The organism is Malaciobacter sp. (assembly GCF_055140965.1).
Map to the genome: position 1 here is coordinate 120271 of NZ_JBSRRO010000001.1, position 12567 is coordinate 132837.

General features: G+C 27.5%; 10 protein-coding genes. All 10 read left to right on the forward strand.

Going from position 1 to position 12567, the window contains the following annotated elements; translation table 11 throughout:
* Window positions 1–2: 2 nt before the first annotated feature.
* Window positions 3–2204: an ATP-dependent Clp protease ATP-binding subunit ClpA gene (gene clpA / locus ACTCCZ_RS00600; RefSeq protein WP_079576913.1), complete on the forward strand. Its 2202-nt coding sequence runs from the start codon at window positions 3–5 to the stop codon at window positions 2202–2204.
* A gap of 90 nt (window positions 2205–2294) precedes the next feature.
* Window positions 2295–2909 (forward strand): c-type cytochrome, encoded by a 615-nt coding sequence (locus tag ACTCCZ_RS00605; protein ID WP_228145262.1) that lies wholly within the window; start codon window positions 2295–2297, stop codon window positions 2907–2909.
* A 27-nt stretch (window positions 2910–2936) separates the two neighbouring features.
* The gene (locus ACTCCZ_RS00610; RefSeq protein WP_079576914.1) at window positions 2937–3785 is read left to right on the forward strand and encodes a flagellin; all 849 of its coding nucleotides are present in this window, start codon (window positions 2937–2939) and stop codon (window positions 3783–3785) included.
* 36 nt (window positions 3786–3821) lie between these two features.
* Window positions 3822–4490, forward strand: coding sequence for a leucyl/phenylalanyl-tRNA--protein transferase (gene aat / locus ACTCCZ_RS00615; protein WP_079576915.1), 669 nt, complete (start codon window positions 3822–3824; stop codon window positions 4488–4490).
* 82 nt (window positions 4491–4572) lie between these two features.
* Window positions 4573–5313 carry a CRISPR-associated endoribonuclease Cas6 gene (gene cas6 / locus ACTCCZ_RS00620; protein ID WP_079576916.1) on the forward strand — a complete coding sequence of 247 codons (741 nt, stop codon included), beginning with the start codon at window positions 4573–4575 and terminating at the stop codon, window positions 5311–5313.
* A 111-nt stretch (window positions 5314–5424) separates the two neighbouring features.
* Window positions 5425–5943: a hypothetical protein gene (locus ACTCCZ_RS00625; protein WP_079576917.1), complete on the forward strand. Its 519-nt coding sequence runs from the start codon at window positions 5425–5427 to the stop codon at window positions 5941–5943.
* On the forward strand, window positions 5940–7994 hold the full coding sequence (locus ACTCCZ_RS00630) for a hypothetical protein (RefSeq protein ID WP_079576918.1): 2055 nt from the start codon (window positions 5940–5942) through the stop codon (window positions 7992–7994). The genes ACTCCZ_RS00625 and ACTCCZ_RS00630 overlap by 4 nt, the downstream gene beginning before the upstream one ends.
* Complete coding sequence (locus tag ACTCCZ_RS00635) at window positions 7984–9147, forward strand: type I CRISPR-associated protein Cas7 (RefSeq protein ID WP_079576919.1); 1164 nt, start codon at window positions 7984–7986, stop codon at window positions 9145–9147. The genes ACTCCZ_RS00630 and ACTCCZ_RS00635 overlap by 11 nt, the downstream gene beginning before the upstream one ends.
* The gene (gene cas5b / locus ACTCCZ_RS00640) at window positions 9135–9938 is read left to right on the forward strand and encodes a type I-B CRISPR-associated protein Cas5b (RefSeq protein ID WP_079576920.1); all 804 of its coding nucleotides are present in this window, start codon (window positions 9135–9137) and stop codon (window positions 9936–9938) included. Before ACTCCZ_RS00635 ends, cas5b begins: the two co-directional genes overlap by 13 nt.
* Window positions 9926–12565, forward strand: a complete 2640-nt coding sequence (locus tag ACTCCZ_RS00645; RefSeq protein ID WP_079576921.1) for a CRISPR-associated helicase/endonuclease Cas3 — start codon at window positions 9926–9928, stop codon at window positions 12563–12565. The genes cas5b and ACTCCZ_RS00645 overlap by 13 nt, the downstream gene beginning before the upstream one ends.
* Window positions 12566–12567 lie beyond the last annotated feature (2 nt).

Here is a 12567-nt window from a genome sequence, read left to right on the forward strand (position 1 = left end):
TTATGATTAGCAATGAATTAAGAAGCATATTTGCACAAGCTGTAAGCTATGCAAAAACTAGTAAGCATGAATATTTGACATTGGAACATATTTTTTTGATGACTATACATGATGAGGTTATTGAAAACTTATTGACAAACTTAGGATTAAATACTGATGATTTATTTGAAAAAACAAAAAAGTACATAGATGAAAATACACCTGTACTGCCTGAGAATATTGAAGATGAACCAATAGAGAGTATAAGTTTGAGTCAAACAATAGAGTATATGGTTGCACATACTCAAGCAAGTGGCAAAAGAGATGCTGGAGTTGAAGATATGTTTGTTTCTATAATAAAAGATGAAAATTCATATGCTTCATATCTTTTAAAATCAAATGGTGTTCAAAAAGTTGATATATTAGAAGAGATTTCACACAACAGTTCAATAGATGATTTAGAAGAAACAAGTGATGAAAAATCTTCTTCAAGTGTACTTGAGAAAAATAGTGTTGAGTTAGTAGCCCTTGCAAAAAAAGGTGAAATTGATCCAGTAATTGGAAGAGAAAATGAGATTTCAAGAGTAATTCAAGTTTTAAGTAGAAGAAAGAAAAATAATCCTATATTAGTAGGAGAACCAGGTGTTGGTAAAACTGCAATTGCAGAGGGACTTGCCCTTGAAATTGCAAATGAAAATGTACCATCAAGCCTAGATAAAGCAAAGTTATATTCACTTGATTTGGGTTCACTACTTGCAGGAACTAAATATAGAGGTGATTTTGAAAAGAAATTAAAATCACTATTAAAAGAGATTTCACAAATAGATAATGCAGTTTTATTTATAGATGAAATTCATACTATTGTTGGAGCTGGAAGTGTTGGTGGAAGTGCTATGGATGCATCAAATATATTAAAACCAATGCTTGCAAATGGAAAACTAAGATGTATTGGAGCTACAACTTTTGCCGAGTTTAGAAATGATTTTTCAAAAGATAAAGCACTAAGTAGAAGATTTGCAAAAGTAGATATAAATGAACCTTCAATTGAAGATGCTGTAATAATCTTAGAGGGATTAAAATCAAAATATGAAGAGTTTCATGGGGTGAAATATAGTAAACCATCAATAGAATTAGCAGTTGAGTTAAGTAAAAAGTTTATAAATGATAGATTTTTACCTGATAGCGCTATTGATGTAATTGATGAGGTAGGTTCACTTAAAAAAATTCAAAAAGAAAAAGCAAAAAAAGCTTCAAATATAACAAAAGAAGATATTGAAAATACAATTGCAAAAATGGCGCATATTCCTCCAAAATCAGCAACTAAATCTGATTTGTCATTACTTAAATCACTAGAGAAAAATATGCAAAAAAGAGTATTTGGTCAAGATAGTGCAGTCTCTTCAATTGTAAAATCTATAAAAAGAAATAAAGCTGGTTTAGGGCTTGATAAAAAACCTATTGGAAGCTTTTTATTTACAGGACCAACAGGTGTTGGTAAAACTGAAGTTGCCCGTGAATTATCAAATCAATTGGGAATTCATTTTGAAAGATTTGATATGAGTGAGTATATGGAAGCTCATACAATTTCTAGACTTATTGGTGCACCTGCTGGGTATGTTGGATTTGAAAATGGTGGTTTATTAACAGAAGCTATTAGAAAACATCCACATTGTGTACTTTTACTTGATGAAATTGAAAAAGCTCATCCTGATTTAATGTCAGTACTTTTACAAGTTATGGACAATGCTGAGTTAACAGATAACAATGGAAATAAAGCAGATTTTCAAAATGTAATATTAATTATGACATCAAACTTAGGTTCTAGTGAAGCAAATGTTATGGGATTTGCAAAAGATGATAAACTAAATGAAGATAAAGCCATAAACAAATTTTTTGCACCTGAATTTAGAAACAGACTTGATTCTACTATTACATTTGAAGCTTTAAGTTTAGATATCGTTGCAAAAATTGCAGGTAAATTTATAGAAGATTTAGAGGCAAAATTAGTTGAGAAAAAAGTTAAAATCACTATTAGTACAAAAGCTAAAAAAGAGCTTGCAGTACTAGGATATGATAAAACTATGGGTGCAAGACCTTTAAATAGAGTAATTAGTGAAAAGATTAAAGATAAGTTAACAGATGAAATACTATTTGGAAAACTTAAAAAAGGTGGGGAAGTTAAGATTGATTTTGTAAAAGATGATTTTACATTTAAATATCTATAACATTAAACTAAGTTTTAGAAATGGTTTTTAAACTAATTTTAATAAAATTATAGGATAATATAAAATATTATTGTAAAAAGAGGTTATTTTATGAAAAGTGCATTAATTAGTTCGTTTGTGGCGATTTTGTTACTTACTGGCTGTCAAGAAAAAACAGAAGAAGAGAAAACAATATCTTCAAATGTAGAAAAGACACAAGAAGAAGTAAGTAATTCAAAAGATGAATTAATCAATAAGATTAAAGATGCAAGTACTAATATTTCAAATAAGGTTGGTGAGGCTTCTAAACAAATAGGTGAAATAATAGAAAAAACATCAAAAGAGGTTGGAGAAGACGCATCAAAAGTAACAAGTGATATTGTAAAAAAAAGTGATGAAATAACAAAACAAGTAAAAAAAGAAGTAGAAGATAAAACAAAAAAAATTGAGAAAAGCATTGATGACATAATGAAAAGTAGCAGTTCAAATCAAGGACAACAACTATTTTTAAAGTGTGCTGGATGTCATGGACAAAATGGAGAAGTAAAAGCACTTGGAAAATCTGAAGTTATTCAAGGCTGGGATAAACAAAAGACTATTGATGTATTAAATGGATATAAAAATGATACTTATGGAAAAGCATTAAAAGGTGTTATGAAAAGTCAAGTTCTATCACTAAATGAAACAGAAATAGAAGCTTTAGCAGAGTATATATCTACTTTATAATACAACTAACTTAAAAAGGAGTTTGCTATGCGATTATATACAAATGTAGCTGGCTTAATTGCTTATGAAAGCTACAGTAATAATAGCAAACTCTTATCTGAATCTTTAAGAAGACTATCAACAGGACTTAGAATAAACAGTGCAAGTGATGATCCCTCTGGACTTGCAATTGCTGATAAATTAAGAACACAAGCAAGTTCAGTCCAACAAAGTATTGAAAATGCAAACTCTGCAATAGCAATGACTCAAATAGCTGATAAAGCAATGGCTGAACAATCAAATATTATTGATATTGTAAAAACAAAACTTATGCAAGCTTCAACAGATACTACAACTGATGCAGGAAGAGAAGCTATAAGAAAAGATATTTCAAAACTTTTAGGACAATTAGATAATATTGCTTCTCAAACAAACTACAATGGAAACTACCTTTTACAAAACAATCATTCAAATACAGATATTTCTAGTGATAAAGTTTTTCAAATAGGTGAAAAAGCTGCTAATACAATAGAGCTTAAAGGTGTACAATCAAATACAATTGGTTTAGGATTGGATACCTTGAAAAATCTAGGAGCAAATAGTTTAGATATAACTGTTGCTAGAGATTGGCTTGATGATATTGATAACTCACTAACTACATTAAATACTTTTAGATCTGAATTTGGTTCTACTCAAAATCAGCTAGAGTCTTCTGTTAGATATATGATAACTTTAAAAACAAATCTAAAAGCAAGTGAGTCTGTTATTCGAGATGTTGATTATGCAAAAGAAGCAGCTGAATTTAGTAGATTAAATATCTTAGTACAAGCTGGTATGTTTGCTATGGCACAAGCAAATAAAATGCAAGAGAATATATTAAGATATCTATTTAGATAGCCTTGTTATAATCACAAAAAAACAATAAGGATTTTTGTGAGAATATCTCCTTTAACTGATGATATTTATACTTTTCCAAACCCAAGATTAGCTTGCAATGAAGGTATTTTGGCATATGGTGGTGATTTATCTGCTAAAAGATTGATTAGTGCATATGCAAATGGAATTTTTCCTTGGTACAATGAAGATGAACCTATACTTTGGTGGAGTCCAAATCCAAGACTGATAATGGAATTAGATGAATTTAAAGTATCTAAAAGTTTAGCAAAAACAATAAAAAAAGAGAAATTTGAAGTAAAATTTGATGAGAACTTTACACAAGTAATGATAGAATGTAAAAACATATTTAGACCCACACAAGATGGTACATGGCTTCAAGATGAATTAATACAAGCTTATACACATTTACATGAAATTGGATATGCACACTCTTTTGAAAGTTATTATGAGGGTGAACTTGTAGGTGGCGGATATGGCTTAGTAATTGGTGATATGTTTTGTGGCGAATCAATGTTCGCAAAAAAAAGTGATGCATCAAAAGTTGCTTTATACCACCTAGTACAAAGATTAAAGCAAAAAGGTTTTAGCCTACTTGATTGCCAAACCCCAACAGAACACTTACAATCACTTGGTGCAAAATGTATTAGTAGAGATGAGTTCTTAGATAAGTTAGCAAAATCCATAGAAAACTTTCCAAAATTTTGATTGGTTTTAAATAAGTCATTTTTAATAAACTATAAATATTCTTACAGTACAATTATTATATTATAATTTTATTGGAGATAAAATGAAATATTTTGAACTAAAATGCTTGGCATATATTAAAAAAGAGATTGAACTAAATAGTAGTTTTGATATCATATCTAGCTATATAAATTATTGTTTTACAAAAGATGAGCAATTAAAAAAACTTCATGAAGAAAAAAACTTCAAAAACTATTGTTTTGGGAACTTTTACCCAATAGAAAAAGATAAACTATACAAGAAGGGAAACACCTATGAGTTTATAATTCGCTCATTGGATGAAGAGTTTATTTATAAACTTCAAAGAATATTAAGAGAAAATGTAAACAACAGTTTTTTTCAAGTACTACAAACAACAAAAAAAGTGGTAAAACAAATCTTTATAAGTGAACTATATACAATAACCCCAACTATTACAACTGTAAAAGATGAAAATAACAAATCAATATTTTGGACAGTGGATAAAGATGGAGATATCTTAAAACTTCAAAAACAACTACAAGATAATCTTTTAAAAAAATACGAAAACTTTTATAATGAAAAACTAAAACCAACACAAAACTTTATTCAACTATTAGAAATCAAAAATCAAAAACCACAATCAATATACTTTATGAAAAAGATAAATGATGGTAAAAGCATAAGAGTAAGACTCTTTGGAAATAAGTTTAAAATAGTACCAAATGAAGATGATATAAGTCAAAAACTAGCATTTGTTGCACTTTCTTGTGGACTTGGTGAAAAACAGAGTTATGGCGGAGGGGTTGTGCTTTCTAAAGTCTAAAAATAGTAAATAATTATCTCCTAGGCTCTTCACTGCAAAAAGATTACAGGAGAGGATTTACCTAGGAACTACGGTTATATTATATATAAAATATTTTAAAAGGTTAATGAAATGATAATAATTCAAGAAGCACACTGGAAATCAAAAGGACTTTTTGGCGAAGATGATTTGTATAATATCATGACTTTAGTACTTGAACAAAATGGATTTTATTTCGACCCCAGTGATAGTAATTTTTTAAGTGCAATTTTTAAAGAGTATGTACGAAAGTCTTTAAAAGAAAAACATATCACACTTGAATTATCTAAAAAAGAACTATTTTATTATACTGAAAATGCAAATCTATATATGCTTAACACTATTTATAGCGACCTTTTTAAAGATAAAAAACCAACTCCATTTAATGCAATTATAGAAGATAATGAGGATGGTGCTATGAATTTGGGAATGTTTAACTTACCGTTTGCATCTCAGCTTAAAAACTTAATAGAGATTTTGGAAAAGTTGGAAGTTAATTTTAAAAAGTTAAGTAAAGATTATATGCTTTTAGGATTTCCAAACTCTATGGAGTGCTATGATAAAAAAGATATTAATGACTTGTATTATAAATTGTGGAAGGACAAAGGATGATAAAAGAGATAGTGGAGTTTATGGATTTAGAAAATAATGGCGAAAATTTCTTAAAGATTATTCTAGAAAATAGAGCTATCGCAAAAGGAATTCATATCATTGTAGATAAAGATACTTTTGAAATTAAAGACTTTTGTTTTAATGATAGTAGTGATGAATTTAAAAATTTTGCAAAGAAATATGAGTTGAAAGAGCGAGAGTACTATTGTGGATTAGTAAATAATGATACACAAAAAGCTTTTGACAATGAAAAACAGATACATTCTAATTCTCCGTATGCAGTTTTTTTCAAGTTACTTGTAGAAACAAAAAAACATAAATTCAAAACAGCAAATGAAAGATTTAACTTTTTTGAAGATTTTAAAAACAGAACTAATTATTTTGAAAGAGTTCACAATACATTTTTTGAAAGAAATTTAGCTTATCATCAAAATAAAACTTTGTTAATTGAAGTTTTCAATAAATCTTTTTATGAAAAAGATACAGAACTTTTTCAAATTATTAACTCATTAAAAAAAGATGAATATATAAAAATTTATATTGATGAAAATATTAGTGCAATAAGAGATTATTATGAGTCTTATGCAAAAAATATGATATTTGCAAAAAAAGAAGTTAAGTCATTGATTTTTGAAAAAGATAAGAAAGGTAGAGAAAAAGAAAAATTAGTTAAAGATTATACTACTTATGAATCTTATGTGTGTCCAATTTATAATAATAAAGTAAAGTTAGGAATATCGGCTTTCTTGAGCGACTTCTCTGATAAAAAACCATTTTTATTACATAAAACGAGAGACAATAAAAAAGACTTTCCTTCTTTATATAGTGGTAAAGTTATTCAGAATTTGTCTTTTTTTGAAGAAGTTTTAAAATTGAAGATAAAAATTGATAAATATGATAAAAATATGTTTCCAAGTCCATTTCCTATTTTTATTTCAAATAAGGATGCGATAGATAATGAGGGAAATCGAATTTATTTTGAATTATTGAAAGAAAATCAGCCTATCGGTTATCAAAAAATCATTGAAAATGTTTATCAAAAATTATCAGGCAGTAATGAAATTAATGATTTGAATTTCTATTTAATATTTTGGAGTAATACAAAAGATGGAATAAGATTTTATGATGTGGATTATGTAGATAGTTTTGACTATAAACTTGAAAACTTTAGCATTGAAAATATCTTTGAAATTGAAAATTTTAATATTGGAGCTATTGAAAATATTTTTGAATTAGAATGGAAAATTTTCGCAAAGTTCTTTTACACATTGAAAGGAGAAAATGAAAACACCTATCTTTTAAAAAACAATTACTTTGCAGAAAAAATCAATGTATCAAAAGGTGAAAAGTTACCTGCAATGGTGGCTACCAAGTTTTACCAATACAATAAAGCTATTTTTGATGTGGTTTACAAAGGAAAACTTGAAAGCTTTACAAGTTTCATGTTTGATGATTTGTGTATTTCAATTATTAGGGAGCAGATAAAAGGATGTAGGAGTTGGAATGACTACAAAAGTATAAATAATCAATTTACTAAAACAGATACTTATAAAATAAAAGAGAAATTGGCTCTTTATATTTCATTGTATAAAAATTTTAACAAAGGAGAAGACTTGGCAACAACAATAAAAGATTTAAGACAAAAGATAGAGGTATTACTTGAAAATGATGAGATACATTTAGAAAGTGATAAAGAATTTGCATTTGCGTGTGGTCAGTTGATTTGGTACATTTTGTCCAAAAGTAAATCAGAAAGTAAGACACACTCATTACTTGATATTTTCATTTCAAAAAATAAAGCAGAGGACTTTAAAATGGTTATGGCTCAGCATATTCAAAAATATTCCCATGCTTTTAAATTTTTCCAAAACAAGAGTTGGTTCGATAAATTGGTAGGTGAGGTGATGGCATATGAAACTGAACAAGAAGCCATAAAGAGTCTTATACCACTCATAATGGCTGGATATTTTTCTAAAAATAGTATTTTAGAAAAGACATCTAAAAAAGTTGAAGAAAATAAATCTAACAAGGAGAATATCAATGAGCAATAGTGAAAAGTTTGAAAATAGAGTTTTTGGGGCAGTGTTGGTTAAAGCGATTACAGCAAATTATAATGCAGATTTTACGAGTAGTCCAAGAACACTGCCAAATGGTGTAGTGTATGCGACTGATAAGGCATTGAAGTATTGCATAAGAAATTATCTCAAACAAGATAATGAGACGATTTTTTATACCACAAGACATAAAAAAGAAAACATGCAACCACTTGATATGGATGAAACATATGAGACAATTTTCGGAAAATATCCTGTGACAATAAGTGATTTCAATAAAACTGACAAAAATGGTAAAAGTAATATTCAAAAAGAGATAGAGAAAGAAGACTATGCAGGATATTCGATAAAAGAGCAAACAGAATCTATTTTAATTCTTAGTAAAGAAAATGAAAAAGATATTGTATTTATAGATTCGGATGATAAAAAGCGTAAAATAGTTTTAAAAAATATCTTAACTAGTATGGATATTCGTTTGTTTGGTGCAACTTATGCAAGTCAAGAAAAAGTTAAAATTAATGGTAAAGAGCAAAAGATAACTTTTTCTATTCATGGTAATGTTCAAATAACACATGGAATAAATATTTATGAAGAAAATAATATTTTCAGTGAGGATATTACAAGTCCTTTTAGAAATTCAAGCGATTCTTCAGATGATAGTATGCAAACAACTATTGGAAATCAAACGGTTTTGGAGGAGGGACATTATCTTCATAATTTTACAATTAATCCAAAAAATACTAAAGAGTTAGTGGAACTTATTGACAATAAGGGTTATTTGACAAATAATGACATAGAAAAATTTAAAGAGGCTATCAATAAAGGTGTAACTTATCTCGATAGTGCTTCAAAAGCAGGTGTAGAGAATGAATTTTCTATTTTTATTACACTAAATAAAGATTCTAAAATCCAACTTCCATCATTTAATACATTTATCAAAATAGAAAAACAAAATGGATTTAAAAGAAAGCTAGATTTATCAAAAATCAAAGAACTTCTCAATGAAGAAATTTTTAAAGACAAAATTGCAAAAGTAGAAATTTTCTTAAATGAGTATGCTCTTGATTATGACAATGAAATTTTTGATATTCAAAATGTTTGTGTGAAATCAATCGTTTCAGACAAGGAACTTCAAAAATGTCAAAAATAGATAAAATTATCTCATTTGATATAGAATCTGACTTTGGTATGTTTAAAAAACCTGATGTAAATAATCCTATATATTTTACATACAACATTATTTCAAAGCCTGCATTATTGGGAATATTAGGTGCAATTGTCGGGTTTGGAGGATATAGTCAAATGCAAAAAGGTGATGACTTTCCACAGTTCTATAAAGAGTTTGAAGATTTGCTGATTTCAGTTGCTCCTCTTGAAAGAAGAGGAGTATTTCAAAAACGAATTATTAAATATAACAATACTGTAGGTTATGCAAATAAAGATGGTGGAACACTCAATATTAGTGAACAAACTCTAATCAATCCATCTTATAGAATTTATGTTGCTCTAGATTTGTCAAAGAGTAGTAATCAATTAATAGAAAAATATTTGTTGGCTAATAAAACAGAAAATGGCTATATCCCTAATTATGAGTACATTCCATATATGGGTAAAAATGAATTTAAACTTGATATAAAGAACATTCAAGTATTTGAAAATCTTTCGCATGAATTAGATGAAGTTTTTGCTATAAGTACTCTCTTTCAAAATAGAGGTAAAGTGGCTTTAAAATTGAACGAGCAAGAAAGAGACCCTTTTGATATATCAATGAGTGAAACTTATTTTTATTACTTTGAAAGATTGCCTATATCTTTTGATGAATTAGGACAATACCAATATGAAAATTTTAGTTATACAAATGCTAAATTTTCTAAAGATTCAAGTTTTATACAAAATTTGAAATTAGTGAAAATTTGTGATAGTGTGATATGTCTTTATTAAAATTTGAAGAGATAATAAAAGAATCTTATTTTGATTTTGAAAAAATTATTCAGAATATAGAAAACTATTTGGCTCATTTACCTAAAGAGATAAACTTTGAGAAAGAGACTCTTTTGAGTCACTCTTATTTGGTTTTGAACTATTCTTTAAAACTGCTAGAACTTAATCAAATAGAAAAAAATATTGATACTATTTTATTCAAAATTTCTGACAATGTAATTTTTTTAAATACCATAAAGTTACTTTACATAAAAGCTATATACTGGCATGACATCGGAAAAATAAATGAAAATTTTCAATTAGAAAAGATGAATAATAGTAAGTTCTCAAAAGTTGATTATGGTATTTCATCTAAACATTCTATATTGAGTGCTTATCTATATCTTGTAAGTTGCTTTGATTATGTCAATAAAACATTTTCAGATAGAAATCAAAAGCTTGAACTTATCTCTATTTCTATCAATTTTTCTATGACAATTTGGCGACATCATACTGGAATTCATAAATCCATCAATGAGTTGATTTGCGATAAAGATGAGGGATTACCTATTTGTAGTAAATTAGATATTTATTTGAGTATGTTAAATCTACATGTAGATAAGAAGACACATTTAATGTTGATGGATAATTTAGTTAACGGTGACTTAAGAAAGTATTTAAAGAACAATGAAAATTATTTCTTACTTTCCAAATCCCTTTTCTCACTTCTAATCATATCAGACTACTACGCCACAGCTCAATTTATGAATTATGGCAATTGTCAAGAGTTGAAATATAATGATTTTGGACTTATTAATAAAACTTTTGTAGATAAAATCTACAAAGAATTTTATACAGATAAGTTCGATAAAAACAAAAAACAAATAACATTTAATCAATTATTAGGAAATAAGTCTAATGAAGATTTTAAGAATTTTACTGAATTACAAGAAAAATCAAATGAAAATTTAAATCATCTACGAAACAAGCTTTTTGTAGAAGTCAGAACAAATTTAAGAGAAAACTTAGAAAAAAACCTTTTTTATATTGAAGCCCCAACAGGTGCAGGAAAAACAAATTTATCACTTATGAGTGTAGTTGAGATACTAAAAAATGATACTTCTATCAATAAAGTTTTTTATGTGTTCCCATTTACAACACTTATCACTCAAACCTACACTGCTATAAAAAACACATTAGAACTTAATAATACTCAAATCGTACAACTTCACTCAAAAGCGAAATATAATCAAAAAATAGAGAGTGAAAAAGATGGAATTTATGGTGATGAAAAAACAAACTTTTTAGACAATCAGTTTATGAATTATCCTCTTATGCTTTTAAGTCATGTGAAGTTTTTTGATATATTAACTGGAATTAGTAAAGATGACAATTATATTTTTCATAGGTTGGCAAATTCAATTGTAATCATAGATGAGATTCAAACCTATAGCCCAGATTTTTGGTCACGAATAGTTTATTTGCTTGATATGTATGCTAAGAATTTTAATATTAAATTTATAGTCATGAGTGCTACTTTACCAAAAATTGGCAAGATTATCGATAGTCAATTTACTTTTTTAGTAAGTGAAAAAAATAAACCTCAATATTTTCAAAATCCAAATTTTGCCAAAAGAGTAAAAATAATTACTGAAGTGATTAAAATCAATGAACCTAAAGATATTTACAAACAATTGATAGATGAGAGTAATAATTATCAAAATCTAAAAACCAATAAATCAAAAAAAGTAAAAACAATCATAGAGTTTATAACAAAAAAAGGGGCAGATGAGTTTTATAAATATGCCCAAGATGTTAATACAATCTTTGATGACATTTTTATACTTAGTGGCACTATATTAGAACCCAGAAGAAAAGAGATAATTGATTTTATCAAAAATGTTCATGATAAAAATATTTTACTTGTGACGACACAAGTAGTTGAAGCAGGTGTTGATATCGATATAGACATAGGATTCAAAGAAAAATCACTTGTCGATAGTGACGAACAGTTAGCAGGGCGAATAAATCGAAATAGCTCAAAAGAGGGCAATAAACTCTTTTTGTTTAGCATTGGTAAAGGCAATGAAAATTTTGTTTATAAAACAGACAAACGAAAAGATATTTCGGCGATATACCAAGAAGATGGAAGAGATAAAAATATATTAGAAACGAAAGATTTTGATAAATTTTATAGCCAAATTTTAGACAAAATTATTGACAATAATGAAAAAACATATATAGAAAATCTAAATACCTATATCAATCATTTGAAAAATTTACGATTTAGTGAATCTCATATCAAGCTCATCGATATGCAATCAGTTTCCGTTTTTGTCCCTCATAATATTATGGCAAAACTCTATTGGAATGCTTATGAAAAAGCTATTACGAATCAAGAGAAAGATTTGATTGATAAGAAAATTGATATTAAAAAACTGAGTGCAAAAATATCAAAATACACTTTTTCATTAGCTGATTATCCAAAGAGTGGTATTGAGTATTTAGAAACTTACGGCGAAAAAAAATATGGTTATTTATATCTTGAAGAATGGTATTTTGAATGCGATGGTAAAAAGTTATATAGATACAAAGACGGTTTGGATACAAGTGTCTTAAAAGGCGATTTTGTATCAATGATAATATAAAG

Coding starts and splice junctions, on each gene's coding strand:
- clpA (WP_079576913.1), top strand. CDS start 3: ATGATTAGCAATGAATTAAGAAGCATATTTGCACAAGCTGTAAGCTAT.
- ACTCCZ_RS00635 (WP_079576919.1), top strand. CDS start 7,984: ATGAGCAATAGTGAAAAGTTTGAAAATAGAGTTTTTGGGGCAGTGTTG.
- cas5b (WP_079576920.1), top strand. CDS start 9,135: ATGTCAAAAATAGATAAAATTATCTCATTTGATATAGAATCTGACTTT.
- ACTCCZ_RS00605 (WP_228145262.1), top strand. CDS start 2,295: ATGAAAAGTGCATTAATTAGTTCGTTTGTGGCGATTTTGTTACTTACT.
- ACTCCZ_RS00625 (WP_079576917.1), top strand. CDS start 5,425: ATGATAATAATTCAAGAAGCACACTGGAAATCAAAAGGACTTTTTGGC.
- ACTCCZ_RS00630 (WP_079576918.1), top strand. CDS start 5,940: ATGATAAAAGAGATAGTGGAGTTTATGGATTTAGAAAATAATGGCGAA.
- ACTCCZ_RS00610 (WP_079576914.1), top strand. CDS start 2,937: ATGCGATTATATACAAATGTAGCTGGCTTAATTGCTTATGAAAGCTAC.
- ACTCCZ_RS00645 (WP_079576921.1), top strand. CDS start 9,926: ATGTCTTTATTAAAATTTGAAGAGATAATAAAAGAATCTTATTTTGAT.
- cas6 (WP_079576916.1), top strand. CDS start 4,573: ATGAAATATTTTGAACTAAAATGCTTGGCATATATTAAAAAAGAGATT.